This is a genomic window from Variovorax sp. V213, from assembly GCF_041154455.1.
Taxonomy (GTDB): domain Bacteria; phylum Pseudomonadota; class Gammaproteobacteria; order Burkholderiales; family Burkholderiaceae_C; genus Variovorax.
The window spans coordinates 91,954-116,292 of sequence record NZ_AP028664.1 but is presented as its reverse complement, the minus strand read 5'-3'; the positions used below and the strand labels follow the sequence as shown (position 1 = coordinate 116,292).

25 protein-coding genes are annotated in these 24,339 nt (G+C 68.1%); 12 read left to right on the top strand and 13 right to left on the bottom strand.

Annotated features, from left to right (window positions below; genetic code table 11):
• Window positions 1–33: 33 nt before the first annotated feature.
• Window positions 34–798 (bottom strand): DeoR/GlpR family DNA-binding transcription regulator, encoded by a 765-nt coding sequence (locus ACAM55_RS00530; RefSeq protein WP_369654199.1) that lies wholly within the window; start codon window positions 796–798, stop codon window positions 34–36.
• 80 nt (window positions 799–878) lie between these two features.
• On the opposite strand from ACAM55_RS00530, the gene ACAM55_RS00525 reads away from it, so the two are divergent.
• The 3 genes from ACAM55_RS00525 to ACAM55_RS00515 all read left to right on the top strand — a co-directional run bounded on the left by ACAM55_RS00525 (window position 879) and on the right by ACAM55_RS00515 (window position 4,630).
• Entirely contained in the window at window positions 879–1,466 is a 588-nt protein-coding gene (locus tag ACAM55_RS00525; protein WP_369654198.1) for a GDP-mannose pyrophosphatase, read from the top strand.
• Window positions 1,467–1,473: 7 nt separating this feature from the next.
• Complete coding sequence (gene dacB / locus ACAM55_RS00520; protein WP_369654197.1) at window positions 1,474–2,907, top strand: D-alanyl-D-alanine carboxypeptidase/D-alanyl-D-alanine-endopeptidase; 1,434 nt, start codon at window positions 1,474–1,476, stop codon at window positions 2,905–2,907.
• 139 nt (window positions 2,908–3,046) lie between these two features.
• Window positions 3,047–4,630, top strand: coding sequence for an alpha/beta hydrolase family protein (locus ACAM55_RS00515; RefSeq protein WP_369654196.1), 1,584 nt, complete (start codon window positions 3,047–3,049; stop codon window positions 4,628–4,630).
• 9 nt (window positions 4,631–4,639) lie between these two features.
• Here the strand turns inward: ACAM55_RS00515 and ACAM55_RS00510 are convergent, their stop codons facing one another.
• From ACAM55_RS00510 to purE, 3 genes are read right to left on the bottom strand one after another with little or no spacing between them, the layout of a single operon-like run.
• On the bottom strand, window positions 4,640–5,641 hold the full coding sequence (locus tag ACAM55_RS00510; RefSeq protein ID WP_369654195.1) for an L-threonylcarbamoyladenylate synthase: 1,002 nt from the start codon (window positions 5,639–5,641) through the stop codon (window positions 4,640–4,642).
• Window positions 5,638–6,828: a 5-(carboxyamino)imidazole ribonucleotide synthase gene (locus ACAM55_RS00505; RefSeq protein ID WP_369654194.1), complete on the bottom strand. Its 1,191-nt coding sequence runs from the start codon at window positions 6,826–6,828 to the stop codon at window positions 5,638–5,640. The genes ACAM55_RS00510 and ACAM55_RS00505 overlap by 4 nt, the downstream gene beginning before the upstream one ends.
• Complete coding sequence (gene purE / locus ACAM55_RS00500) at window positions 6,825–7,370, bottom strand: 5-(carboxyamino)imidazole ribonucleotide mutase (protein ID WP_369654193.1); 546 nt, start codon at window positions 7,368–7,370, stop codon at window positions 6,825–6,827. The genes ACAM55_RS00505 and purE overlap by 4 nt, the downstream gene beginning before the upstream one ends.
• Window positions 7,371–7,406: 36 nt before the next feature.
• Between purE and ACAM55_RS00495 the strand changes: the two genes are divergently transcribed.
• Window positions 7,407–8,327 (top strand): tetratricopeptide repeat protein, encoded by a 921-nt coding sequence (locus ACAM55_RS00495; RefSeq protein WP_369654192.1) that lies wholly within the window; start codon window positions 7,407–7,409, stop codon window positions 8,325–8,327.
• A 181-nt stretch (window positions 8,328–8,508) separates the two neighbouring features.
• Entirely contained in the window at window positions 8,509–8,949 is a 441-nt protein-coding gene (locus tag ACAM55_RS00490; RefSeq protein ID WP_369654191.1) for an META domain-containing protein, read from the top strand.
• 37 nt (window positions 8,950–8,986) lie between these two features.
• Here the strand turns inward: ACAM55_RS00490 and ACAM55_RS00485 are convergent, their stop codons facing one another.
• The 3 genes from ACAM55_RS00485 to ACAM55_RS00475 form a co-directional block, all read right to left on the bottom strand.
• Complete coding sequence (locus ACAM55_RS00485; RefSeq protein ID WP_369654190.1) at window positions 8,987–9,892, bottom strand: phosphoribosylaminoimidazolesuccinocarboxamide synthase; 906 nt, start codon at window positions 9,890–9,892, stop codon at window positions 8,987–8,989.
• 97 nt (window positions 9,893–9,989) lie between these two features.
• Entirely contained in the window at window positions 9,990–11,054 is a 1,065-nt protein-coding gene (gene fba, locus ACAM55_RS00480) for a class II fructose-bisphosphate aldolase (RefSeq protein WP_018905207.1), read from the bottom strand.
• A 134-nt stretch (window positions 11,055–11,188) separates the two neighbouring features.
• Window positions 11,189–11,698 carry an Lrp/AsnC family transcriptional regulator gene (locus ACAM55_RS00475; RefSeq protein ID WP_369654189.1) on the bottom strand — a complete coding sequence of 170 codons (510 nt, stop codon included), beginning with the start codon at window positions 11,696–11,698 and terminating at the stop codon, window positions 11,189–11,191.
• Window positions 11,699–11,848: 150 nt separating this feature from the next.
• Between ACAM55_RS00475 and ACAM55_RS00470 the strand changes: the two genes are divergently transcribed.
• Window positions 11,849–12,865 (top strand): 1-aminocyclopropane-1-carboxylate deaminase, encoded by a 1,017-nt coding sequence (locus tag ACAM55_RS00470; protein WP_369654188.1) that lies wholly within the window; start codon window positions 11,849–11,851, stop codon window positions 12,863–12,865.
• A gap of 124 nt (window positions 12,866–12,989) precedes the next feature.
• Here the strand turns inward: ACAM55_RS00470 and pyk are convergent, their stop codons facing one another.
• From pyk to ACAM55_RS00455, 3 genes are all read right to left on the bottom strand, one after another.
• Window positions 12,990–14,438: a pyruvate kinase gene (gene pyk / locus ACAM55_RS00465; protein WP_021012969.1), complete on the bottom strand. Its 1,449-nt coding sequence runs from the start codon at window positions 14,436–14,438 to the stop codon at window positions 12,990–12,992.
• Between the two features lie 81 nt (window positions 14,439–14,519).
• A complete protein-coding gene (locus ACAM55_RS00460) occupies window positions 14,520–15,713 on the bottom strand; it encodes a phosphoglycerate kinase (protein WP_369654187.1) in 1,194 nt (397 codons plus the stop codon).
• 91 nt (window positions 15,714–15,804) lie between these two features.
• Window positions 15,805–16,710 (bottom strand): LysR family transcriptional regulator, encoded by a 906-nt coding sequence (locus tag ACAM55_RS00455; RefSeq protein WP_369654186.1) that lies wholly within the window; start codon window positions 16,708–16,710, stop codon window positions 15,805–15,807.
• A gap of 86 nt (window positions 16,711–16,796) precedes the next feature.
• Between ACAM55_RS00455 and ACAM55_RS00450 the strand changes: the two genes are divergently transcribed.
• The 6 genes from ACAM55_RS00450 to ACAM55_RS00425 are packed head-to-tail and all read left to right on the top strand — an operon-like array spanning window position 16,797 to window position 22,312.
• A complete protein-coding gene (locus tag ACAM55_RS00450; protein ID WP_369654185.1) occupies window positions 16,797–17,345 on the top strand; it encodes a VOC family protein in 549 nt (182 codons plus the stop codon).
• The gene (locus ACAM55_RS00445; RefSeq protein ID WP_369654184.1) at window positions 17,338–18,462 is read left to right on the top strand and encodes an alpha/beta hydrolase family protein; all 1,125 of its coding nucleotides are present in this window, start codon (window positions 17,338–17,340) and stop codon (window positions 18,460–18,462) included. Before ACAM55_RS00450 ends, ACAM55_RS00445 begins: the two co-directional genes overlap by 8 nt.
• A gap of 7 nt (window positions 18,463–18,469) precedes the next feature.
• Complete coding sequence (locus ACAM55_RS00440; protein ID WP_369654183.1) at window positions 18,470–20,119, top strand: FAD-dependent monooxygenase; 1,650 nt, start codon at window positions 18,470–18,472, stop codon at window positions 20,117–20,119.
• Window positions 20,116–20,319: a DUF2783 domain-containing protein gene (locus ACAM55_RS00435; RefSeq protein ID WP_369654182.1), complete on the top strand. Its 204-nt coding sequence runs from the start codon at window positions 20,116–20,118 to the stop codon at window positions 20,317–20,319. The genes ACAM55_RS00440 and ACAM55_RS00435 overlap by 4 nt, the downstream gene beginning before the upstream one ends.
• Window positions 20,316–21,293 (top strand): MBL fold metallo-hydrolase, encoded by a 978-nt coding sequence (locus ACAM55_RS00430; protein WP_369654181.1) that lies wholly within the window; start codon window positions 20,316–20,318, stop codon window positions 21,291–21,293. The genes ACAM55_RS00435 and ACAM55_RS00430 overlap by 4 nt, the downstream gene beginning before the upstream one ends.
• Window positions 21,294–21,334: 41 nt before the next feature.
• Window positions 21,335–22,312: a Bug family tripartite tricarboxylate transporter substrate binding protein gene (locus tag ACAM55_RS00425; protein ID WP_369654180.1), complete on the top strand. Its 978-nt coding sequence runs from the start codon at window positions 21,335–21,337 to the stop codon at window positions 22,310–22,312.
• A 9-nt stretch (window positions 22,313–22,321) separates the two neighbouring features.
• On the opposite strand, the gene ACAM55_RS00420 is transcribed toward ACAM55_RS00425, so the two are convergent.
• The 3 genes from ACAM55_RS00420 to fmt are packed head-to-tail and all read right to left on the bottom strand — an operon-like array spanning window position 22,322 to window position 24,338.
• Window positions 22,322–22,657 carry an AzlD domain-containing protein gene (locus ACAM55_RS00420; protein ID WP_369654179.1) on the bottom strand — a complete coding sequence of 112 codons (336 nt, stop codon included), beginning with the start codon at window positions 22,655–22,657 and terminating at the stop codon, window positions 22,322–22,324.
• A complete protein-coding gene (locus tag ACAM55_RS00415; RefSeq protein WP_369654178.1) occupies window positions 22,654–23,394 on the bottom strand; it encodes an AzlC family ABC transporter permease in 741 nt (246 codons plus the stop codon). The genes ACAM55_RS00420 and ACAM55_RS00415 overlap by 4 nt, the downstream gene beginning before the upstream one ends.
• Window positions 23,394–24,338, bottom strand: a complete 945-nt coding sequence (gene fmt / locus ACAM55_RS00410; protein ID WP_369656477.1) for a methionyl-tRNA formyltransferase — start codon at window positions 24,336–24,338, stop codon at window positions 23,394–23,396. The genes ACAM55_RS00415 and fmt overlap by 1 nt, the downstream gene beginning before the upstream one ends.
• Window position 24,339 lies beyond the last annotated feature (1 nt).

Below are 24,339 nucleotides of genomic sequence, written 5' to 3'. Positions count from 1 at the left end.
CGGCCAGGGGCGAATCGGCGCCGAATGCGGCGATCAGCCGCCGTCGCTGCGAAGAATGTCGAGCCCGGCCTTGCGCAGCGGCGCCAGCGCGGTCGCCGGCGCTTCCGGCGACACCAGCAGGCGGGTGGCCGCCGATACGGGGTTGACCATCCAGGCCGAGGCGGCGCCGATCTTTTCCGACGAGGCCAGCACCACCGTCTCGGCCGCGGCGGCCATGAGCGCGCGCTTGATCGCGGCCTCTTCGGCATCGCCGGTGGTCAGTCCGGCCTCGGCATGCACGCCGGTCACGCCCAGGAAGCAGGTGTCGGCGTGGATGCGCGAGATGGCGTCCATCGCCGCCGCGCCCACCGCCACCATCGAATGCCTGAAGAGGCGCCCGCCGATCAGCACCACTTCGATGTCGGCGTGGTCCACCAACTCGACCGCGACCGACGGGCTGTGCGTGACCACGGTGGCGCGCAGGCTCTTCGGCAGGTGCCGCGCCATCTGGACCGCCGTGGTGCCGCCGTCGATGAACACCACCTGCCCGGGCCGCACCAGGCGCGCCGCGGCGCGGCCGATGGCCACCTTCTCCGCGGTCGCGAGCTGCAGCCGGCCCGCGAAATCGGCTTCGGCCCTGGCAAGCGGGAGCGCGCCGCCGTGCACGCGCTGCAGCAAGCCCTCGGCGGCCAGCTCCCGCAAGTCGCGCCGGATGGTGTCTTCCGACAGCCCGAGCTCCCCGCTGAGCGACTTGGCGACGACGTTGCCGTCGCGCTGCAGGACCGAAAGGATGTGTTGCTTGCGCTGGCGGGTGAGCATCGGGCGATGGTAGCTGGCAGGACAGTCGTTTGCACGAATTTTCTTGTTTATGCACGAATTTACGCATAAGCTGCGCTCCCATGACGATTCACGACCGCGTCCGGGTGCACGAAGTCACCTTGCTTTCCGACAACTGGTACACGCTGAAGACCACCGCCTTCGACTGGCGGCGCAACGACGGCCAGTGGCAGCGCACGCACCGCGAAACCTACGACCGCGGCAACGGTGCCACGCTGCTTCCGTACAACCTGGCGCAGCGCACGGTGCTGCTGACGCGGCAGTTCCGCTACCCGGCCTTCGTCAACGGGCACGACGACCTGCTGATCGAGGCCGCGGCGGGCCTGCTCGACAACGCGGCGCCCGAAGAGCGCATTCGCGCCGAGGTGGAAGAAGAACTGGGCTATCGGCTCGGTGCGGTGCAGAAGATCCTCGAAGCCTTCATGAGCCCGGGCTCGGTCACCGAGAAGCTGCACTTCTTCATTGCCGAATACGACCCTTCGATGCGCATCGGCGATGGCGGAGGCTTGGCCGACGAGGGCGAGGACATCGAAGTGCTCGAACTGGGCATCGACGAGGCGCTGGCCATGGTCGCGGACGGGCGCATCGTCGATGCCAAGACGGTGATGCTGCTGTATCACGCGCAGCTGCATGTTTTCGCGCCGGGATAATCGGTCGATGCCTCATCTTCGCCGCCGCTCCTTCGTTCGTGCCGCCTGCGCCTTTTTCTTCACCGCAGGGGCCGCGGCGGGAGCCCTTGCACAGCAGGCTTTTCCGGCCGGAGTCGAGGCCGCCCTGGCGCGTGCCAAGGTGCCGCGCGATTCGGTGACGATGCTGGTGGCCGACGCCGACGGCGTGCGCCCGCCGCGGCTGGCCTGGCGCACGCAGGTGCCGGTCAACCCGGCGTCCATCATGAAGCTGGTCACCACCTATGCCGCGCTCGACCTGCTGGGTGCGGCCTACAGCTGGAGCACGCCGGTCTATGTCGACGGCACGGTGAGCAACGGCGTGCTCAACGGCAACCTCTACATCAAGGGCCAGGGCGATCCCAAGCTGGTGCTGGAACGGGCCTGGCTGCTGCTGCGGCGCGTGCAGGGGCTGGGCATCACCACCGTGAGCGGCGACATCGTGCTCGACCGCAGCGCCTTCGAGAACACGATCGAGAACGACCCGGGCGCCTTCGACGGCGAGCCGCTGCGCCCCTACAACGCCTCGCCCGACGCGCTGCTGGTCAACTTCAAGTCGGTCAACATGATCTTCACGCCCGAGCGCGGCGGCCAGCAGGCGCGCGTGAGCTACGAGCCCCCGCTTGCCAGCGTGTCGATGCAGCCCACGGTGGCGCTCGCGCCCGGCGAATGCGGCGACTGGCGCGCGGCGCTCAAGCCCGACTTCAGCGACCCGAACCGCGTCCGCTTCATGGGCGGTCTTCCGGCTGCCTGCGGCGAAAAAAACTGGGCGGTGGCGTATGCCGATCCGCGCACCTACGGCCTGCGCGCCATCGGCGGCCTGTGGGCGGAAATGGGCGGCCGCGTCGGCGGCCAGATGCGCGAGGGCCGGGTGCCGGCGGGCCTCAGGCCGGCCTTCGAATTCGGATCGCCGCCGCTCGCGGAGGTGGTCCGCGACATCAACAAGTACAGCAACAACGTGATGGCGCAGCAGGTGTTCCTCACGATCGGGCTCACGCAGAAGAACCGCGGCAGCTTCGAGGCCTCGCGCAACGCGCTGGGCCAGTGGTGGCGCGACCGCATCGGCACCGGCGAGGCGCCGCCGGTGTTCGACAACGGCTCGGGCCTGTCGCGCGACGAGCGCATCAGCGCGGCGGCGCTAGCCAAGATGCTGCAGGTGGCCTGGCGCTCGCCGGTGATGCCGGAACTGGTGTCGTCGCTGCCCGCCACAGGGGTGGACGGCACACTCAGGAAGCGCGCGCTGCGCTCGGGCGGCGCGGCCCACCTGAAGACGGGCTCGCTGCGCGATTCGGCCGGGGTGGCCGGCTACGTGCACGGCGCGAGCGGCCGGCGCTACGTGCTGGTGGCCATTGCCAACGGCGAGAACGCGGGGGCCGCGCGCGCCGCCTTCGACGCGCTGGTCGACTGGGCCTCCCAGGACAACTGAGCCGGCGGCCGGCATCCGTTCCGGGGCGGCCGTGTACTGAAAACTTCTCTAGGTATACGCGCCGCTTGCGCCCGGGCATGGCGCTGCACAGAATCGGACGCCCGTTCGGTCCGACAAATAAAATGCCAGGAGGCACGCCGTGAACCAGCCCCGAAGACAACCATCCTCGCCGATGCATCGGCTTTCGGCGCTCGCCGGCGTCACCTTGCTGCTGGCCGCCTGCGGTGGCGGCGGAGGGGGCGGCGGCATCGGCGTGGGGCTTCCGCCGCCGGCCGGCGACACCGGCCGCGGATCGGTCGTCACCGACCCGCCCGAGCAGACCGCAAAGCTGACGGCCGACCAGTTCAGGACCAACCTGCAGGCCAGCGACCAGGGCAAGGCCTTGCTGCAGGTGGCCGGCACGCCCAAGTGCGGGGTCGAGGTACGCTACCTCGAATACCGCACCGTGGGTGGCAAGGGCGAGGCCACCAACGCGACGGCCGCGATCATGCTGCCGTCAGGGGCCGACGTGGCCTGCAACGGAGCGCGCCCGGTGGTCCTGTATGCGCACGGCACCACCGCCGCGCGCAACTACAACCTCGCCAGGTGGACCGACTCGACCCAGCCGGCCGCGGGCGAAGGCCTGACGATCGCCGCCATGTTCGCCGCGCAGGGCTACATCGTGGTGGCGCCCAACTACGCGGGCTACGACAAGTCGACGCTGCCCTATCACCCGTATCTCAACGGCGACCAGCAGGGCAAGGACATGGTCGATGCGCTCACGGCGGCGCGCAAGACTTTTTCGGGCATCGACGCGGCGGACGCGGGCTCGCTGCTGATCACCGGCTATTCGCAGGGCGGCTACGTGGCGATGGCGGCGCACCGCGAGATGCAGGCCACGGGCAAGGCGGTGACGGCGTCGGCGCCGCTCTCGGCCCCATCGGCCATCGGCCTGCTGGCGGACTACACCTTCCTGGGCTGGCCGGCCCTCGGCAGCACGCTCTTCGTGCCGCTGCTCTCGGCCAGCTGGCAGCAGCAGTTCGGCGACGTGTATGGCAGCACCGCCGACATCTACGAAGCGCAGTACGCCACCGGCATCGACACCCTGCTGCCGAGCCTGACGCCCCTCACCACCCTGTATGCCAATGGCAAGCTGCCGCAGCTCGCGCTGTTTCCTGCCGGCGCAACGCCCGGACCGGTGAGCCCGGAGCTGTCGATCTTCTATGGCGCCAACAACCTGATCCGCCAGACCTACCTGACACAGGCCGCCAGCGACATCCTGGCGAATCCCTGCCCCGGCAACGCGCTGCCCGCCACGGCCGGCTCGCTCAGCACGACCTCGCCGCTGGACTGCAGGCCGGCCGTGGGCTTCCGCAAGGCGGCGCGCGCCAACGACCTGCGCAACTGGCTGCCGGCCCGGCCGGTGCTGATGTGCGGTGGCGCCAACGACCCGACCGTGAACTTCCTGAGCACCCGCGCCACCGCCGGCTACTTCCGCGCCCGCGGCATGCCCACTGCCGCGCTGACGGTGGTCGACCTGGAAGACACGGCCACCACCGACGCCTATTCCGCCGCGCGCGCCGGCTTCGCGCAGGCCAAGAGCACCCTCGCGCAGAACACCCCCGGCACCGACGCCGACAAGCGGCAGGCCGTCACCCTGGCCTACCACGGCACGCTGGCGCCCCCATTCTGTCTGGCCTCGGCGAGAGGTTTCTTCCAGGGCGTGCTGGCCGCAGGCGGTTGAGCCTGGGGGTTAGCCCATCGAGGCGCGCTGCAGGCGGTCGCGTACGCCTTCCCATTCGGGCGTATCCGGTGGTGTTTCCACCCAGATCAGCTTGACGCCCTCTGCGTCGAACTGGCGCAATACCGCGAACAGCTGGTGCGCGCTGGCCACCGCATCGTCGGGCATGCGCCGCTGCAGCACGCGCTGCGATGGGCTGCGCAGTTCGGCGCGCGCCCACACCGCGATGTTGGCGGCGCCCGCACCGAGCACGTCGAGCGCGGTCTGAATCGCCTTGGCGTCCATCAACCGCAGCTTGGCATTGGGCGCGTAGTGCGCCTCGAGCGTGCCGGAGGCCCGCGGGTCGGGCGTTTCGAGCACTTCGCGGTCGCTCAGCCGCTCGCCCGCGGCGGCCTCGATCTGTGCGCGCGTGATCAGGCCCGGACGCAGCAGCACAGGCGCGCCGCGGCTGCAGTCGACGATGGTCGATTCGATACCCACATCGCAGGCGCCGCCGTCGATCACCGGCAGCGAATCGCCGAACTCGTCGACCACGTGCTGCGCGGTGGTCGGGCTGACGCGGCCGAAACGGTTGGCGCTCGGCCCGGCAAGGCCCGGCACGCCCTGCTCTGCGCAGGCCTCAAGGAGCGCCTGTGCCACAGGATGCGAAGGGCAGCGCAGGCCGATGGTGTCCTGCCCGCCGGCCGCCGCGCCAGCCACGCCGGGCTGGCGCGTGACGATCAGCGTCAGGGGACCGGGCCAGAAGGCCTGCACCAGCTTCTGCGCGAAGGGCGGCAGCGGCTGCGCAAAGCGCGACAGCGACTCGGTGCCCTTGATGCCCGCCGCGACGTGGACGATCAGCGGATGATCGGCCGGCCGGCCCTTGGCCTTGAAGATTCCGCCCACCGCCATGTCGCTGGTGGCATCGGCGCCCAGCCCATAGACGGTTTCGGTCGGAAACGCGACCAGCCCGCCCGCGCGCAGCACGCGCACGGCTTCGGCAATGGCGTGAGGATCCTGCCCGTCGAGGATCATGCGAAGTCGGCCGCCGAAAGGGGCGGCAGGCCGAGCAGCGTGGCAGCCTGGGAAGCCGTGGCGCGCACGCTTTCGAGCGTGGCTCCGGTGAGGGTCAGGTGGCCCATCTTGCGGCCGCGGCGTGGTTCGATCTTGCCGTAGAGATGCAGGTGCACGCCAGGCAGCGCGAGCACGTCGCTCCAGCGCGGCGCGGCCGGCTTGTCGCCGCCTGCGGTGAACCACAGGTCGCCGAGCAGGTTCAGCATGATCGCCGGGCTGTGCTGGCGCGGCTGGGCCAGCGGCAGGCCCGCGAGCGTGCGCACCTGCAGCTCGAACTGGGACACGTCGCAGGCTTCCATGGTGTAGTGGCCGCTGTTGTGCGGCCGCGGCGCCATTTCGTTCACCACCAGCGAACCGTCGGTCAACACGAAGAATTCCACACACAGCACGCCGACGTAGTTCAGCCCGTTCGCAATGCTCTTGGCGGAGTTGATGGCCGCCTGCGCCACGGTCTTGGGCATGTTCTGCGCATGCACCTCGGTCACGGCCAGGATGCCATCGCGGTGCAGGTTGCGCTGCGGCGGAAAGTGCACCAGCTGCCCGTCGCGGCCGCGCGCGACGATCACCGAGCATTCGAATTCGAGCGGCAGCAGCTTTTCGAGCACGCAGGGCACGCAGTGCGCGGCCTGCCAGGCGTCGACCAGCTCGGCGCGCGTGGTCACGCGCTGCTGCCCCTTGCCGTCATAGCCGAGGCGCGCGGTCTTGAGGATGCCGGGCAGCAGCCCGTCTTCACCGGCCGCAAGCTGGGCCGCAGTCTCGATGACCGCATACGGCGCGCAGGCCACGCCGCAGCGCGTGAAATGGGCCTTTTCGGCGATGCGGTCCTGCGCGATGGCAATGGCGGCGGCATCGGGCGACACGGGCCGGGCGGCCGACAGCTTGTCCAGCGAGGGGGCCGGCACGTTCTCGAACTCGGTCGTGACCGCATCGGCCAGGCCCGCGAGCCGCGCCAGTCCGTCGACGTCGGCGTAGTCGGTATGGATGTGGTGATGGCTCACGCGGCCGGCCGGGCTGTCGGCATCGGGGTCGAGCACGGCCGTGAAATAGCCCATGCGCTGGGCGGCATGGGCGAACATGCGGCCCAGCTGGCCGCCGCCGAGCACGCCGAGCGTGGCGCCGGGAAGAATGGGCAGGCCGTTGTTGCTCATAGGGCACCCCCGCCTTGCGGCGAAAAAGGCGACACGGCGCCGCCATCGACCGGCGGCGGCAACGCCATGGCCTCGGCCGCGGCCGTTTGCGCGGCGCGGAAGGCATCGAGCCGGGCGCGCAGCGCCGGGTCGTTCACCGCCAGCATGGCCACCGCGAACAGCGCCGCGTTGGCGGCCCCCGCATTGCCGATGGCAAAGGTGGCCACCGGCACGCCCTTGGGCATCTGCACGATGCTGTAGAGCGAATCGACGCCCTGCAGGTGGCGGCTGGCCACCGGCACGCCGAGCACCGGCACCGTGGTTTTCGAGGCCAGCATGCCCGGCAGATGGGCCGCGCCGCCCGCGCCCGCGATGATCGCGGCCAGCCCGCGCCCGGCGGCGCTCTCGGCGTACGCGAAGAGCGCATCGGGCATCCGGTGGGCCGAGACCACCTTCGCTTCGTGCTGGATCCCGAATTGCTGGAGAATCTCGACCGCGTTGCGCATCGTCTCCCAATCGGAGCTCGAGCCCATCACTACACCGACCTGAATGGTTTCGTTCATGGTTTCAATTTTACGTTTCACCCCCAGCTGGTTCCGATGATCGACATCACTCTCGAAAATTTTCAGGCCGAACTGATCGAAGGCTCGGTCGCCACGCCGGTGCTGCTCGACATCTGGGCCGAGTGGTGCGGGCCGTGCAAGCAGCTCGGGCCGGTGCTCGAAAAGCTCGAAACCGAGTACGCCGGCCGCTTCACGCTGGCCAAGCTCGACGCCGACAAGGTGCCGCAGATTTCGTCGCAGCTGTCCGAAATGTTCGGCGTGCGCAGCATCCCGTTCTGCGTGATGTTCAAGGACGGACAGCCGGTCGACGGCTTCGTCGGTGCCATTCCGGTCGACAAGATCCGCGAATTCCTCGACAAGCACGTGCCCGGTGCCGAAGAAGCGGAGGCGGCTTCCGAGGGGGCCGCGGCGCAGGAAGCCCTGGCCGAAGGCGACACCGAAGGCGCGCTCGAGCGGCTTCAGCATGCGGTGGCCACCGACCCGGCCAACGACGACGCCCGCTTCGACTACGTCAAGCTGCTGCTGCAGATGGGCCGCATCGACGACGCCAAGGTGGCGTTTGCGCCGGTGATTGCCAAGACCACGCTGGTGCGCCGCTTCGATTCGCTGCAGCGCTGGATGGAGGCCATCGATTTTGCGGCGCCGGGCTCGGGCCCCGCGCCCACCGTGGCCGATTTCGACGCCCGCATTGCCGCCGGCAAACGCGACTTCGACGCCCGCTTCGGCCGCGCGCGCCTCCTGATGGATGCGCAGCGCTGGACCGATGCCATGGACGAACTGCTCGAGATCCTGATGCGCGACAAGAGCTGGAACGAAGAGCTTGCGCGCAAGACCTACATCGCGATCCTCGATCTGATCGAGCCGCCGAAGGTCAAGGTGGCCGATGGGCAGATTCCGCCGGACGACCCGGTGGTGGCCACCTATCGCCGCCGCCTCAGCAGCGTGGTGCTGAGCTGAATGCCAAATTGCGCACCTCGATGCGCAATTCAATGAAAAAGCGACTCTCGAGTCGCTTTTTTATTGCTCCGCCCCTCCTGTGGGACGCGGTCAGCCGGCGCCGCGGCATTGGCGAGCCGGGGCGGCGTCGAATACGATGGCGCCGATTCAACTTGTTGCAATTGAGAAGGAAAAATCGGCCATGCGCTTCCTCGCCCGCCTCGCGCTTCCCGTCCTCGCGACCGCACTGCTGGCCGCCGCCCTGTCCGCCTGCGGCAGCGGCATCAGCCTCGACGAGCCGATCGAAGGCCCGGTCTGGCGCCTCGCGCAGCTGGGCGGCGAACCCGTGGCGCCCGGCGGCGATGCGCAGATCCAGTTCGACCGCAGCAGCGGCCGCGTCAGCGGATCGGGCGGCTGCAACCGGGTGTCGGGTTCGTTCACGCGCAGCGGCGTCACGCTGCGCATCGGCCAACTGGCATCGACCCGCATGGCCTGCGCGGACCCGGTGCGCGGCGCCACCGAAGCGCAATTCGTTTCGGCGCTGCAGACCACCGCCAGCTATCGGCTCGCCGGGCCTGGGCGGCTCGCGCTGCTCGACGCGAGCGGCCGCACCGTGGCAACGCTGAACGCGGCGACGCGATGAAGGCTGCCGCCGGGAGCGTTTTCGCGTTCTTTTTTCCTCAGCCGGTGAGGCGCTCCAGCGCTTCGCGGTACTTGGCCGCGGTCTTCTCGATCACCTCGGCCGGCAGGCGCGGCGCCGGCGGCGTCTTGTCCCAGGGCTTGCCGTTGATCTTGGTGGCTTCGAGCCAGTCGCGCACGAACTGCTTGTCGTAGCTCGGCGGATTGGTGCCGGCGGCCAGCGCGGCCTGGTAGCCCTCGACCGGCCAGTAGCGCGAGCTGTCGGGCGTGAGCACCTCGTCCATCAGCACCAGCGTGCCGGCCTCGTCCAGGCCGAACTCGAACTTGGTGTCGGCAATGATCATTCCCTTGGTCAGAGCGATCTGCGCGGCGGTTTCGTAGATCTCGAGGCTGGTCTCGCGGATCTGCTGCGCCAGCTTGGGCCCGACGATCTCGACCACGCGGTCGTAGCTGATGTTCTCGTCGTGCTCGCCGGCCGCGGCCTTGGCGGCGGGCGTGAAGATCGGGCGCGGCAGCTTGCTGGCGTTGGTGAGCCCTTCGGGCAGCGGCACGCCGCAGACAGAGCGGCTTTCCTGGTATTCCTTCCAGCCGCTGCCGGCCAGGTAGCCGCGCACCACCGCCTCGACCGGGATCGGCGTCAGGCGCTTGACCAGCATCGAGCGGCCCGTGACCTGCGGCACCTCTTCAGGCGTGACCACGCTTTCGGGCGCTTCGCCCGTCAGGTGGTTGGGACACAGCTGGCCCAGGCGGTCGAACCACCACAGGGCCATTTGCGTGAGGATCTCGCCCTTGCCCGGGATCGGCTCGCCCATGATCACGTCGAAGGCGCTGAGCCGGTCGCTCGCGACCATCAGGATGCGGTCCTCGCCGACGGCGTAGTTGTCGCGCACCTTGCCGCGCGCAAGCAGGGGCAGGCTCTGGATGGAGGAGGTGTGGACGGTGGTCATGAGGCGGTGCTGTGCGGAAACGGGTGACGGGAAAAACGGATTGTGCGCGCAGAAAAAAGCCACCGCGAACGGTGGCCTGCGAATCGCGAAAAAAGTTTCAGACGACTTCTTGCGCGAGCTCGCCCTTGGCGTATTTGGCGGCGACGACCTGCAGCGTGTCGCCCTTGATCTTGGCACCTTGGCCTTCGCAGCCGAACTCGATGTAGCGCTGCTTGCAGATCAGCCTGGCGGCTTCGCGCGCCGGCTTGAGCCATTCGCGGGCGTCGAACTTCTCGGGGTTCTCGGCCAGGAACTTGCGCACCGCGCCGGTCATGGCCAGGCGGATGTCGGTGTCGATGTTGATCTTGCGCACGCCGTGCTTGATGGCTTCCTGGATTTCCTTCACGGGCACGCCGTAGGTTTCCTTCATGTTGCCGCCGTACTGGCGAATGATGGCCAGCAGCTCCTGCGGCACGCTCGACGAGCCGTGCATCACCAGGTGGGTATTGGGAATGCGGCGGTGGATTTCCTTGATGCGGTCGATCGCCAGGATGTCGCCGGTGGGCTCGCGCGTGAACTTGTAGGCGCCGTGGCTGGTGCCGATGGCAATGGCCAGCGCGTCGATCTGGGTGCGCTTGACGAAGTCGGCGGCCTGCTCGGGATCGGTCAGCAGCTGCTCGCGCGTCATGGTGTCGTCGGTGCCGTGGCCGTCTTCCTTGTCGCCCTTCATGGTCTCCAGCGAGCCCAGGCAGCCGAGTTCGCCTTCGACGGTCACGCCCAGGCGGTGGGCCATGTCCGACACCTTCTTGGTGACGTCCACGTTGTAGTCGTAGCTGGCAATGGTCTTGCCGTCGGCCTCCAGCGAGCCGTCCATCATCACCGAGCTGAAGCCCAGGTCGATGGCGCCCTTGCAGACGTCCGGGTTCTGGCCGTGGTCCTGGTGCATGACCAGCGGGATGTTCGGGTACTGCTCGATCGCAGCCTGGATCAGGTGCTTGATGAAGGCTTCGCCGGCGTATTTGCGGGCACCGGCGCTGGCCTGCAGGATGACGGGGGCGCCGGTTTCCTTGGCGGCCTCCATCACGGCCTGGACCTGTTCGAGGTTGTTGACGTTGAAGGCCGGAATGCCGTAGCCGTTGGCGGCTGCGTGATCCAGCAGTTCGCGCATCGAGACGAGTGCCATGGGAAATACCTCGCGGAAATAGGGGAAAAAGAAGGCGGAAAGACGAGAGAAAACTGCCGCAATTCTATCGAGCCCCCTTGTGGGACGGCACTGACAGGTACCCGAAGGGAATCAGGCCGACAGCGGTGGGCGCCCTAGATCGGCAGTTGCGTGGTCGACAGCACCTGCTTGAGCACCACGAAAGTCCGGATCTGCCGCACGCCGGGCAAGTACAGCAGCTGCTCGGCGTGCAGGCGGTTGAAGCTGTCGTTGTCGCGCGTTCGCACGAGCATGAAGTAGTCGAATTCGCCCGTGACCACATGGCATTCGAGGCAGCCGGACACCTTCTGCGCGGCTTTCTCGAAATCGGCGAACGAGTCGGGCGTCGAGCGGTCGAGTACCACGCCGATCATCACCAGCATGCCCAGCTCCAGCGCCTTCGCGTCGAGCAGCGCCACGATGCCCTTGATGAGCCCCGCGGCCTTGAGCCGCTCGACCCGGCGCAGGCACGCGGGCGCGCTGAGATTGACCTTGGCCGCCAGCGCCACGTTCGAGACCGAGGCGTCGCGCTGCAGGGCGCGAAGGATGGCGCGGTCCGTGCGGTCGAGCTCCGGTGCCGCTTCGGCCGCCTGCGCCGGCGTGGTGCGCAATTTTGTTGTGCTCATTTCTTTCTTTGCAAACCAAAAGCCTTCGATCCTGCGATCTTGTCTTTTTTTTTCTCATTTTTCCATCAAAGTTTGCAACCACGTTTTGGCGCCTTCTTTCTACGATCGATGTCATTCCCTCCTCCTTTCCATTTCCTCTGGAGCACATCGATGAACCTCGAGAAATTTCCCCGCCATGCCCTGACCTTCGGCCCCACGCCGATCCATCCGCTCAAGCGCCTGAGCGCACATCTGGGCGGCGAAGTCGAGCTCTACGCCAAGCGCGAGGATTGCAACAGCGGCCTTGCCTTCGGTGGCAACAAGACCCGCAAGCTCGAATACCTGATCCCCGAGGCGCTGGCGGGTGGCTACGACACGCTGGTGTCGATCGGCGGCATCCAGTCGAACCAGACCCGCCAGGTGGCCGCTGTGGCCGCGCACCTGGGCCTGAAGTGCGTGCTGGTGCAGGAGAACTGGGTCAACTATTCCGATGCGGTGTACGACCGCGTCGGCAACATCGAGATGTCACGCATCATGGGCGCCGACGTGCGGCTGGACAGCGCGGGCTTCGACATCGGCATCCGCAAGAGCTGGGAAGAAGCCATGGACGACGTGCGCAAGGCCGGCGGCAAGCCCTTTCCCATTCCGGCCGGCTGCTCGGAGCACCGCTACGGCGGGCTGGGCTTCGTGGGGTTCGCCGAGGAGGTGCGGCAGCAGGAGACCGAGCTGGGCTTCAAGTTCGACTACATCGTGACCTGCTCGGTCACGGGCAGCACGCAGGCCGGCATGGTGGTGGGCTTTGCGGCCGATGGCCGGGCCGACCGCGTGATCGGCATCGACGCTTCGGCCAAGCCGCAGCAGACCTTCGAGCAGATCGTGCGCATTGCCAGGAACACGGCCGAACTGGTCGAACTGGGCCGCGACATCACCGACAAGGACGTGGTGCTCGACCGCCGCTTCGGCGGCCCTGAATACGGGCTGCCCAACGAAGGCACGCTGGAATCGATCCGCCTTTGCGCGCGCCTGGAAGGCATGCTGACCGACCCCGTGTACGAGGGCAAGTCAATGCACGGAATGATCGAGAAGGTACGGCTGGGCGAATTCCCGCCGGGCTCGAAGGTGCTCTATGCGCACCTGGGCGGCGTGCCGGCCCTCAACGCCTACAGCTTCCTGTTCAGGAACGGCTAGCAATAGGCTCGCCCCCGAAGCATCGCGCACTTCGTGTCGCGATGCCTCCCCCGTCCGGGGGCAACACCAGCGGCCCGGCAAAGCCGGTTCCGCGGTGTTTCACGAATGGGCCCCTTAACGACCCCTAGCTAGCGCGGCAAATTTTCAGCATGTTGGTGCCGCCCGGGGCACCCATCGGCTCACCGCAGGTAATTGCGTAGACATCGCCGGTCTGCACGATGCCGCGCTTCTTCAGGTGCGCTTCGGCCTGCTCGAGCGCGGTGTCGCGGTCGCTCTCCGAATCCATCAGCAGCGGGCGCACGTTGCGGTAGAGCGCCATCCTGCGCTGCGTGGCAAGGCGGGAGGTCAGCGCGTACATCGGAATGTGCGCGCGGTGGCGGCTCATCCACAGCGGCGTGGAGCCCGACTCGGTGAGCGCCACGATGGCCTTGGCGCCGAGATGGTGGGCGGTGAACAGCGCACCCATGGCAATCGACTGGTCGATGCGGCTGTAAGTCTTGCCGCTGAAGTCGGCGTCGAGCATCTTGTCCTCCGCCGATTCGGCGGCTTCGCAGATGCGGCTCATCTCCTGCACGGTTTCGAGCGGGTAGCGGCCCGAGGCGGTTTCTGCCGAGAGCATCACGGCATCGGTGCCGTCGAGCACGGCATTGGCCACGTCGCTCACCTCTGCGCGCGTGGGCACAGGGTTGGTGATCATCGACTCCATCATCTGGGTGGCGGTGATCACCACCTTGTCCATGTCGCGCGCCATGCGGATCATCTTTTTCTGCAGCGCCGGCACGGCGGCATTGCCCACCTCGACCGCAAGGTCGCCGCGGGCCACCATGATGCCGTCGCTCGCACGCAGGATTTCTTCCAGCTTGGGAATGGCCTCGGCACGCTCGATCTTGGCGATCAGACCCGGCTTGTGGCCGAATTCGGCCGCGGCCACATTGCACAGCTGGCGCGCCATTTCCATGTCGGTGGCGTTCTTGGGAAAGCTCACCGCCACGTAGTCGGCCTGGAAGCTCATCGCGGTCTTGATGTCTTCCATGTCCTTGGCCGTGAGCGCCGGCGCCGTGAGGCCGCCGCCCTGCTTGTTAATGCCCTTGTTATTGGAGAGCTCGCCGCCCAGCTTGACGGTGGTGTGCACCGCCTCGCCCCGCACCGCGTCGACCGTGAGCACGATGAGGCCGTCGTTCAGCAGCAGCTTGTCGCCGGGGCGCACGTCGCGCGGCAGGTCCTTGTAGTCGAGGCCGACCGCGTCGGTGTCGCCGGGTTCGGTGCGCGAGGCGTCGAGCACGAACTTGGCGCCCGGCTCGAGCCAGACCTTGCCCTGGGCGAACTTGCCGACGCGGATCTTGGGGCCCTGCAGGTCGGCCATGATCGCCACTTCGCGGCCCGTCTTGCGGGCGGCCTCTCGCACCATGGCGGCGCGGTCGATGTGGTCCTGCGCCGTGCCGTGGCTGAAATTGAGCCGCACCACGCTGACCTTGTTCAGGATCATCTGTTCGAGCAGCTCGGGCGTATTGGACGCCGGGCCGAGCGTGGCGACGATCTTGGTGGCGTGGCGGGGAAGGCGGTCCGTGATCATTGAGCTGGTCTCCATTTTGTATCCGCTACTGTATACACTTTGTGTGACTACAGGAAGTGGACACGGCGCGCGCGTGAAAAATCAGCCCGCGGCACGCTTGGCAAGAATCTCGAAAGCCGGCAGCGTCTTGCCCTCGAGCACTTCGAGGAAGGCGCCGCCGCCGGTCGAGATGTAGCCGACCTGCTTCTCGATGCCGTACTTGGCAATGGCCGCGAGCGTGTCGCCGCCGCCGGCGATCGAGAAGGCGCTGCTTTCGGCGATGGCCTGGGCGATGGCCTTGGTGCCGCCCGCGAAGGCATCGAACTCGAACACGCCCACCGGGCCGTTCCAGACGATGGTGCCGGCTTCGCGCAGTTGCGCGGCCAGCTGTGCGGCGGTCTTGGGGCCGATGTCCAGGATCAGGTCGTCGTCGGCCACGTCGTTCGCGTCTTTCACCGTGGCGGGCGCATCGGCCGCAAAGGTCTTGGCCGTGACCACGTCCACCGGAATCGGCACGTCGGCGCCACGGGCGCGCATGGATTCGATCACCGCCTTGGCCTGGTCGATCAGGTCGGGCTCCGCCAGCGACTTGCCAATCTTGAGGCCGGCCGCGAGCATGAAGGTGTTGGCAATGCCGCCGCCGACGATCAGCTGGTCGACGTTGGCCGACAGGCTCTTGAGGATGGTCAGCTTGGTGCTCACCTTGGAGCCCGCCACGATGGCCACCAGAGGCCGCTTGGGCAGGGCCAGCGCCTTGGAGATGGCGTCGATCTCGGCCGCGAGCAGCGGGCCGGCCGCGGCCACCTTCGCGAACTGCGCGATGCCGTAGGTGGTGGCTTCGGCGCGGTGGGCGGTGCCGAAGGCGTCGTTCACGTAGATGTCGGTGAGCGCGGCGAGCTTGCGGGCCAGCGCTTCGTCGTTCTTCTTCTCGCCCTTGTTGACGCGGCAGTTCTCGAGCAGCACGACCTGGCCGGGTTTCACGTCGACGCCGTCGACCCAGTTGGCCACCAGCGGCACGTCACGGCCGAGCAGTTCGCCCAGGCGCTTGGCCACCGGGGCCAGCGAGTCCTCGGGCTTGAATTCGCCTTCGGTCGGGCGGCCCAGGTGCGAGGTGACCATCACGGCGGCGCCGGAATCGAGCGCCAGCTGGATGCAGGGCACCGAGGCGCGGATGCGCGTGTCTTCGGTGATGTTGCCCGCGTCGTCCTGCGGCACGTTGAGGTCGGCACGGATGAAGACGCGCTGGCCGGCGGCCTTGCCCTGCGCGCAGAGGTCGGTGAATCGAATGACGTTCATGGATCTGGAGGTGGTGGAAGACAAGTCGCCTGCATTGTAGGTTTCGCCCCGCGGCGGCTCTACGCGCGTCTTGCCACTTGTCGATGCTTTTTCAGCCCTTTTGCTGCGCCTTGGCAAAGCGCTCGAGGACCTCGACAAAGCTCGCGGCGGCGGGCGAGAGGGTGCGCCGCGCGGCGCTGTAGACGCAGACGTCGCGGTGGAAGTCGGGCGACTCGAGCCGCACCATCTGCAAGCCGTGGGCGCGCACCAGCGACGCCGAATAGGTCGGGCACACGGTGAGCCCCAGGCCCGAGGCAACCATGCCGAGCGCCGTGGTCATGTACGACACCTCCTGCGTGGCCGGACGCAGCATGTAGTCGCGCTCCGCGGGCGCCAGTTCGGGCAGCACGCGCTGGCGGAAGTCACGCGTGGGCGCGATGAAGGTGTAGGGCTCCAGCTCGTGCCAGCGCACCTTGCGGCGCCTGGCAAACGCATGGCCGGGCGGGCAGATCAGCCAATGCCGGTCGCGCAGCAGCGTGCGGCGCTCGATGGCGGCATCGACCGCCACGTCCTGACCCACCGCAAGCTCCACGTCGCCGGCCGTCACGCCGGCCAGCAGATGCTCCGGGAGCGTGTCGGCCAGGCGCACGTCGACATCGGGGTACGCCTCGCGGAAGATCGCGATCACGCGCGGCATCAGCGTGCAGGCCATGAGCTGGGGCGCTGCAAGACGCAACACACCTTTCTTCTTGTCACGCAAATCGGTCACGCCAGCCACTGCGCTCGTGAGGTCGCGGAGCAGGCGATGGACCGAAGGCAGGAACTCGCGGCCGGCTTCGGAGAGCTGTACGCGGCGCGTATGGCGGTCGAGCAGCTGCACGCCCATCTCGCGTTCGAGCTCGCGCACCAGCACGCTGAGCGCCGACTGCGTGAGGTGCAGCTGCTGCGCCGCGGCGGTGAAGCTGCCGGCCTCGGCCACGGCAGCGAAGGCGCGCAATTGGCGCAGGGTCAGATTCATATGGTTATTTCATCAATCGATGAATTAATTTCGATTGCATCATAAGACGCGGCATCGCCCAATCACGGCTTACCGGAGACAAAGCCATGCCGACGACCGCCAACGCGGCCCCGCCAGTTCGCGGGCTGCACCATTTCGCCTGGCGCTGCCGCGACAGCGAAGAAACCCGCTGCTTCTACGAAGACCTGCTGGGCCTGCCGCTCGCCCACGTCATCAAGAGCGACCACGTGCCGAGCACCGGCGAGTACTGCCCTTACGTGCACATCTTTTTCCGGATGGGCGACGGCTCGTACATCGCCTTCTTCGACCTGGGCGACGACGTTGCCGCCCTGCCTTCGCCCAACACGCCGGCGTGGGTGAACCACATTGCGCTGCGGGTCGACTCCGTGGAAGACCTGCTCGCCGCCAAGGCGCGGCTCGAAGGCGCGGGCGTGGAAGTGCTGGGCGTGACCGACCATCACATCATCGAGTCGATCTATTTCTTCGACCCCAACGGCATCCGCGTGGAGCTGACCACACCGACCGTGCCGCAGGCCGAGATGGATGCGCATGCACTGCGCGCCCGGGCGGACCTCGATGCGTGGACCGTGCGCAAGGCCGGGCTGCGCGCAGCGAAAGGCACCGCGAATGCCTGAATTGCAACTCGCCGTCATCGACGTGAAGCCCGGCGCGGCGATGGAAAGCCAGTCGGGCCTGCAAATGCTGCGCCCGCGCATCTACGGCGCCTTTCGCGCGCCGCCGGGGCCCAGGAAGATCGCGGCCATCGTGATGCATCCGACCAGCAATTTCATGGGCCACTACCTGATCGGCCCGCTGGCCGAACGCGGCATCTGCTGCATGGGACTGAACTCGCGCTACGTGGGCAACGACACGGTGCTGCTGATGGAGCGCGCCATCCAGGACCTGGGCGCCGGCGTGCAGTACCTGCGCGCGGCCGGCTACGAGAAGGTGTTTCTCATCGGCAACTCGGGCGGCGCGGCGCTCGCGAGCTTCTACCAGGCGCAGGCCGAGAAGCTCACGGCCACGCACCTGCCGGATGGCGACCCGACGCACCTGCACCCAAGCGACCTGCCGCCGGTGGATGGCATTGCCCTGTGCGCCGCGCACCGGGGCCGCACGCGGCTGATGCGCGACTGGATCGACCCCTCGGTCACCGACGAGCACGACCCGCTTTCGGTGGACCCCGAGCTCGACATGTACGACCCGCACCACCGAGTGCCCTACGACGCCGAATTTCTCGCGCGTTTCAGCGCGGCGCAGAAGGCGCGGCTCGACCGCATCGAGCGGTGGTGCGTCGACCGCCTCGCATTGCTTCGGAACACGCCGGGCGCACCGCGCGACCAGGCCTTCATCGTCTACCGCACGCATGCCGATCCTCGCTGCGTCGATCTTTCGCTCGACGCCAACGACCGCCTGCCGGGCAGCGTGTGGGGCGATGCGCGGCAGGTGAACTATTCGGCCAATGCGATGGGCCGCACCACCTCGCTGACCGCGTTTCTCTCGCAATGGTCGTCGCGCTCGCAGGCCGACGGACCCACCAACCTTGAACGCACGACCGTGCCGAAGCTGCTGCTCACCTACACGGGCGACCAGTCGACCTTTCCGAGTACGCGCGATGCGTGGATGGCTGCCGGCGGCGCGCGCATCCGCAATGTCGACATCGTGGGTGGCAACCACTATCTCGCGGGTCAGCCCGAGCTGGTGCCCAAGGCAGCGGATGCCATCGCCGAATTCGCCCACGCGCTGTTGTAGAAGAGACATGGAAAGCTTTGCATTCGCGCCGGCCTACGAGCTTCCGAGCTGGCCCTTCACGCCGCCGCCCGAGCTGGGCAGCACCCAGATCGTTCGACACCCGATCGTGATCGTCGGCGCCGGGCCTTCGGGCCTCACGCTGGCCTGCGACCTGGCGCAGCGCGGCGTGCACGCCGTGCTGCTCGACGAGGACGACACCGTCGGCGTGCGCGGCGCCTCGTCGCGCGGCATCTGCTATGCGCAGAAGAGCCTGGAGATCTTCGAGCGCCTGGGCATCTACGAGCGCATCGCTGCCAAGGGCATCACCTGGTCGTTCGGGCGCACCTTCTCCGGCGAGCAGGAGGTCTACAACTTCAACCTGCAGGCGAACAGCGTCTCCAGGCAGCCGCCGTTCATCAACCTGCAGCAGTTCTACCTCGAGTGGTTCCTGGTCGAGCGCATCCTCGAACTCGGGCTCACCGACCTGCGGTGGAAGAGCCGGGTGACGCGCGTGGAGCCGCTCGGCGACGGTGTGCGCATCGAGGTCGAGACGCCCGCGGGCCGCTACACGATCGAGGCCGACCGGCTGATCGACGCCACGGGCGCCAACAGCCCCATCCGCACGCAACTCGGCATCGATGCGCATTCGTCCCGCAGCACCGACCGCTGGTGCATCAGCGACGTGCGCTTCAAGAAGCCATTGCCGGTCGAACGATGGACCTGGGTCGATGCCCCCTTCAACGAAGGCCGCGGCGTGTGGCAGCACCTGATGGCCGATGGCGTGTGGCGCATCGACTACCAGATGCCCGAAGACTGCGACACGGCCACCATCAGCAAGCCCGAAGTGGCGGGCGCGCGGCTGCGCGAGCAGCTCGGGCCGGGCGTGGAGTTCGAGTTCGTGTGGATCGGCCCGTACGGCTACCGCGACCACCTGCTCGACAGCTTCCGCCACGGCCAGGTGTTCTTCATCGGCGATGCCGCGCACGTGGTGAGTCCGTTTGGCGCCCGCGGCGGCAACAGCGGGATCCAGGACGCCGCCAACCTCGGATGGAAGCTCGCGCTGGCCCTGCAAGGGCAGGCCGGCGATGCGCTGCTCGACAGCTACGACGCCGAACGCCAGCCCGCGGCAAGGCAGAACCTCGAAGTGACGAGCCGCTCGGCGCGCTTTCTCGCGCCGCGTTCGCCGGCCGAACACACGCTGCGCCGCGCCGTGGTGGCGCTGGCGGCGCGCTACCCGTTCGCGCGGGCGTTGGTGAACACCGGCCGCATGTCGGTCGCCAACGACTATCCGCCCGCGCCCCAATTTCCCGAGGGTGGGCGCACGGTGCAGAACCTGCCGCTGCGCTGGACCGATGGGCGCGAGACGACGCTGATGCAGCTGCTGGCCGAGGGCACGCAGTGCCTCGGGCTGTGGCTTTCCCCGGCACCCGACCGGACGATGGCGGCCATGGAGGCGACGGCATCGCTCCCCTTGCGGCTGCTGGCCATCGGCGGCGACAGCGGCCTGCCGACGCTGCAAGCCGACGATCGGCTCACGAGTCACCTGGGCATCCGCGATCCGGGCAGCTTCGTGCTCGTGCGCCCCGACGCCTACCGCGCCGCAACGCTCGCGCAGGCCACCCCCGCTGCGATCGCCGATGCACTGCGCGCGGCCCTTGCCCAGAACACCACTCCATGATCACCGAGCCCCGCATCACCGACCCCGACGGCTTCTATTCCGCCTTGCTCGCCGCGCACGAAGGCCTGAGCGAAGCGGAGAGCGCCGATCTCAATGCCCGCCTCGTGCTGCTGCTGGCCAACCAGTGCGGCGAGCAGGGCGTGCTGCTCGCCTGCATTCGCGCGGCGGCCGAAGACTTCCCTAAAAGCAACACCCCATGAACGCCACCGTCTCTTTCGCCTCTGCCTCCGACACGCGCGAGCAGAAACCGCAGCTGCGGGAACTCGCACCCGACGTCTACGGCTACATCAGCGATTTCGATCCGAACTGCGGCTTCGTCGTCGGCGACGAGCAGGTGGTGCTGATCGATACGCGCCCCACGCCGCGCATGGCGCGCGACTTTCTCGCGGCCATCCGCACGGTGACCGACAAGCCGATCAAGACCATCGTGCTCACGCACTACCACGCGGTGCGCGTGATGGGCGCGAGTGCCTTCGACGAGGTCGAGGCCATCATCGCGAGCAACGGCACGCTCGACTGGATCCGCACGCGCGGCCAGGCCGACTTCGATTCGGAGGTGGGCCGCTTCCCGCGCCTGTTCGCGGGCGTGGAAGAGATTCCGGGCCTCACGCTCCCGACGATGAGCTTCGAGCGCGAGATGAGCCTGTGGCTGGGCCCTCGTCCTGGCCTTGGCCGCGAGCTTCGCCTCATGGCGCTGGGCCGCGGCCATTCGAGCGGCGACACGGTGGCGTGGCTGCCCGACTGCGGCGTGCTGTTCTCGGGCGACGTGGTGGAGAACCACTGCGGCGTGTATGCGGGCGACGCCTACATCGGCGACTGGGCCGGCACGCTCGATGCCGTGCTGGCGCTGAAGCCGCGCGTGCTGGTGCCGGGACGCGGCGCGGTGCTGCAGGACGAAGCCGCTTGCGCCGAGGCCATCGGGCTCACCAAGGCGTTCCTCGGGGCGTTGCTGGGCAGCGTCAGCGCCGGCATTGCCGCGGGCGAAACGCTCAGGGGCTGCTTCGCGCGAGCAGAGGCGGCGATGGCGCCGCGCTTCGGCAGCTGGCCCGTGTTCCAGCACGTGCTGCCCTTCGACGTGTCGCGCGCCTATGACGAGCTGCGCGGCATCGAGCATCCCGTGGTGTGGACGGCAGAGCGCGACCGCGAGCTCTGGCAGACGCTCCGCGGCGAATGACCCGCGAACGATTCCAAGACAAGCAACGGAGACAAAAGACGATGAAGCGATTCCTTCCCCTCCTGGCCGCAGCCCTCGCGCTCGCCGCCAGCCCCTTTGCATCCGCGCAGCAACAGGCGGCCTACCCGAGCCAGCCCGTGAAATGGATCGTGCCCTACGTGGCCGGTGGCGGCACCGACAACCTGGCACGCGCATTGGCCGAGGCCATGCAGCCGTCGCTCGGGCAACCGCTGATCATCGACAACCGGCCGGGCGCATCCACCAACATCGGCGTGTCGGTGCTGATGCAGGCCAAGCCCGACGGCTACACGATCATGCAGGCCGAGAATGCGGCGCTGCTCTTCAACGAGCATATGTTCGCCAAGCTGCCCTACAAGCCCGCGAGCGATTTCACGTACATCGGCACCATCGGCCGCTTTCCAGTGGCGCTGGTCGTGCACCCAGACTTTCCCGCGAAGAACGTGGCCGAGTTCGTGCGCTACGTGAAGGCCAACCCGGAGAAGGTGAGCTACGCCTCGCCAGGCAACGGCTCGCCGCACCACATGGCGATGGAACTCTTCAAGCAGAAGGCCGGCCTCAGCATCACGCACGTGCCCTACAAGGGCGCCGCGCCCGCCATGACGGACGTGATGGGCGGCCAGGTGCCGACGATGATGCTCGACCTGGCCTCGGGCCTGCCGATCATCAAGGCGGGCAAGGTGCGCGTGCTCGCGATCGCGCTGCCGCAGCGCGCCAGCGCACTGCCCGATGTGCCGACTTTCATGGAAGCCGGCTTCAACGATGTCAACGCCTATGCCTTCCACGGCCTGATCGGCCCGGCCGGCATGCCGCCCGACGCGGTGGCGCGCATCAACGGCGAACTGCACAAGGCGATGAAGACACCGAAGGTGGCGAAACTGTTCGCGGAGTTCGGCTTCGAGCCGCTGCCGGGCACGCCGCAGGAGTTCTACGGGCTCTCGCGCGCGGAGAGCGAGCGCTGGGGCAAGATCATCCAGGCCGCGGGCGTGAAGCTGGATTGACTGGCGACCCTACCAGCCCAAGCCCAGGTGCAGCGGCAGGTACACCGCCATGCCCGCCAGCATCGTGCCGAACACGCCGCGCCGCCAGTAGTAGTAAGCAGCGCCGACCAGCGCGGCATACAGGCGGGCATCGTGCAGCGTGGTGATGAGATGGCCCTGGGTCATCACGATCTCGGGCGCGATCACGCCCGCGAGTGCGGCGGCCGGCGCGTAGTGCAGGGCCCGGTGCGCCCACTCGGGCAGCCCCCACGGGCGGTCGAGAATGAAGAAGAAGCAGCGCGTGAGCACGGTCACCGCGGCCAGCCCGACGATCACGCCCAGCGTCCACAGGTCGGTGCCTCTCACTTGTCGTCCTCCGCGTCGGGATCGAGCCCGAACTGCTTCTCGAGCCAGAAGCACAGCAGCACCGCCACGCCGATGGCCACCACGATGTTGAGCTTGAGCGGCAGGGCATAGGCGGCCACGGCGGTGACGCTGGCGATCAGCGCGGCCAGCACGCGCAGCCGCGTGGTCGCCATCGAGCAGACGATCGCCACCAGGCTCAGCACCCCGGCAAAGCCGAGGCCCCAGTTCTGCGGAATGAAATTGGCCAGCGCGATGCCCAGGAGGCTCATGCCCATCCAGGAGCACCAGGTCACGAAGTAGTTGCCGGTGAGGTAGGCCTCCTGGGCCTTCTGCTCATCGGCCGCGGCCGGCGGAGTGGGGTACTTTCTCGTGAAGAGCGCGTAGCTGAGGTCCGCCGTGAGATAGCCGTGCGTCATGCGGCGCCAGCGTGGCATGTGCATCAGGTACGGCCGCAGGTGCAGGCTGAACACCACGAAGCGCAGGTTGACGCAAAAGCCCGTGGCCAGGATCACCCAGGCCGGCGCACCCGCAAACAGCAGCGGAATGGCCGCAAGCTGGGAGCTGCCGGCGTAGACCAGGAGCGTCATGGCCACCGACTCGAGCACGCTCATGTTCGACTTGACCATGGCCACGCCGGTCATCAGGCCCCAGGCGCCAATGCCCAGCGCGGCCGACGACATGTCGCGGATGCCCGTGCGGAACTCGGGCCGGCGGCGTATGGCGGCGGAAAAAAACATCAGCCGAAGCGCTGCCCGGGCTTCAGGTCGAAGCCGCGCAGGAAATCGGCCACGGCCAGGCGCTTGCCGCCGGGACGCTGGAGTTCGGTCGCCATCACGAGGGAGCCGGCCGCCGCCACCGCAACGCCGGCGTCGGTCACGGCCAGGAGGGTGCCCGGCGCGGCCGGCACTTCGGCCGCGACCGCATGCGCGGACCAGAGCTTGATGGTCTCGCCGTCGAGCGGGCTGTTGGCGCCCGGAAAGGGGTCGAAGGCGCGAATGCGCCGCACGATGGCCTCGGCGGGCTGGTTCCAGTCGATCTGGGCTTCGTGCTTTTCGACCTTGTTGGCGTAGGTGACGCCTTCGGCCGGCTGCGGCGTGCGCGCCAGGTTGCCGATGTCGGCCAGCGCCTGGACGATCATGCGGCCGCCCAGCTCGGCCAGGCGGTCGTGCAGTCGGGCGGTGTTGTCGCCCCCGATGTCGACCGCTTCGCGCAGCAGCATGTCGCCCGTGTCCAGGCCGGCGTCCATCTGCATGATGGTGATGCCGGTCTGCGCGTCGCCAGCTTCGATGGCACGGTGGATCGGCGCCGCGCCGCGCCAGCGCGGCAGCAGGCTGGCGTGGATGTTGAGGCAGCCGAACTTCGGCAGGTCGAGCACCCATTGCGGCAGGATGAGCCCGTAGGCGGCGACCACCATCACATCGGGCTTGGCGGCCAGAAGGGCGTCCCGTGCCGCCGAGGCGTCTTCCGGGTACTTGCCGTCCAGCCGAAGACTGCGCGGCTGCACCACCGCCCAGTTGTGGGCCACGGCGCATTGCTTGACGGGCGAAGCCTGCAGCTTCATGCCGCGCCCCGCGGGCCGGTCAGGCTGGCTCAGCACCCCCACGATGTCATGGCCGGCGGCGGCAATGGCTTCGAGCGCGACGCGCGCGAACTCGGGCGTCCCCGCAAAAACGACTTTCAAC

Coding starts and splice junctions, on each gene's coding strand:
- ACAM55_RS00530 (WP_369654199.1), bottom strand. CDS start 798: ATGCTCACCCGCCAGCGCAAGCAACACATCCTTTCGGTCCTGCAGCGC.
- ACAM55_RS00525 (WP_369654198.1), top strand. CDS start 879: ATGACGATTCACGACCGCGTCCGGGTGCACGAAGTCACCTTGCTTTCC.
- dacB (WP_369654197.1), top strand. CDS start 1,474: ATGCCTCATCTTCGCCGCCGCTCCTTCGTTCGTGCCGCCTGCGCCTTT.
- ACAM55_RS00510 (WP_369654195.1), bottom strand. CDS start 5,641: ATGATCCTCGACGGGCAGGATCCTCACGCCATTGCCGAAGCCGTGCGC.
- ACAM55_RS00505 (WP_369654194.1), bottom strand. CDS start 6,828: ATGAGCAACAACGGCCTGCCCATTCTTCCCGGCGCCACGCTCGGCGTG.
- purE (WP_369654193.1), bottom strand. CDS start 7,370: ATGAACGAAACCATTCAGGTCGGTGTAGTGATGGGCTCGAGCTCCGAT.
- ACAM55_RS00495 (WP_369654192.1), top strand. CDS start 7,407: ATGATCGACATCACTCTCGAAAATTTTCAGGCCGAACTGATCGAAGGC.
- ACAM55_RS00490 (WP_369654191.1), top strand. CDS start 8,509: ATGCGCTTCCTCGCCCGCCTCGCGCTTCCCGTCCTCGCGACCGCACTG.
- ACAM55_RS00485 (WP_369654190.1), bottom strand. CDS start 9,892: ATGACCACCGTCCACACCTCCTCCATCCAGAGCCTGCCCCTGCTTGCG.
- fba (WP_018905207.1), bottom strand. CDS start 11,054: ATGGCACTCGTCTCGATGCGCGAACTGCTGGATCACGCAGCCGCCAAC.
- ACAM55_RS00475 (WP_369654189.1), bottom strand. CDS start 11,698: ATGAGCACAACAAAATTGCGCACCACGCCGGCGCAGGCGGCCGAAGCG.
- ACAM55_RS00470 (WP_369654188.1), top strand. CDS start 11,849: ATGAACCTCGAGAAATTTCCCCGCCATGCCCTGACCTTCGGCCCCACG.
- pyk (WP_021012969.1), bottom strand. CDS start 14,438: ATGATCACGGACCGCCTTCCCCGCCACGCCACCAAGATCGTCGCCACG.
- ACAM55_RS00460 (WP_369654187.1), bottom strand. CDS start 15,713: ATGAACGTCATTCGATTCACCGACCTCTGCGCGCAGGGCAAGGCCGCC.
- ACAM55_RS00455 (WP_369654186.1), bottom strand. CDS start 16,710: ATGAATCTGACCCTGCGCCAATTGCGCGCCTTCGCTGCCGTGGCCGAG.
- ACAM55_RS00450 (WP_369654185.1), top strand. CDS start 16,797: ATGCCGACGACCGCCAACGCGGCCCCGCCAGTTCGCGGGCTGCACCAT.
- ACAM55_RS00445 (WP_369654184.1), top strand. CDS start 17,338: ATGCCTGAATTGCAACTCGCCGTCATCGACGTGAAGCCCGGCGCGGCG.
- ACAM55_RS00440 (WP_369654183.1), top strand. CDS start 18,470: ATGGAAAGCTTTGCATTCGCGCCGGCCTACGAGCTTCCGAGCTGGCCC.
- ACAM55_RS00435 (WP_369654182.1), top strand. CDS start 20,116: ATGATCACCGAGCCCCGCATCACCGACCCCGACGGCTTCTATTCCGCC.
- ACAM55_RS00430 (WP_369654181.1), top strand. CDS start 20,316: ATGAACGCCACCGTCTCTTTCGCCTCTGCCTCCGACACGCGCGAGCAG.
- ACAM55_RS00425 (WP_369654180.1), top strand. CDS start 21,335: ATGAAGCGATTCCTTCCCCTCCTGGCCGCAGCCCTCGCGCTCGCCGCC.
- ACAM55_RS00415 (WP_369654178.1), bottom strand. CDS start 23,394: ATGTTTTTTTCCGCCGCCATACGCCGCCGGCCCGAGTTCCGCACGGGC.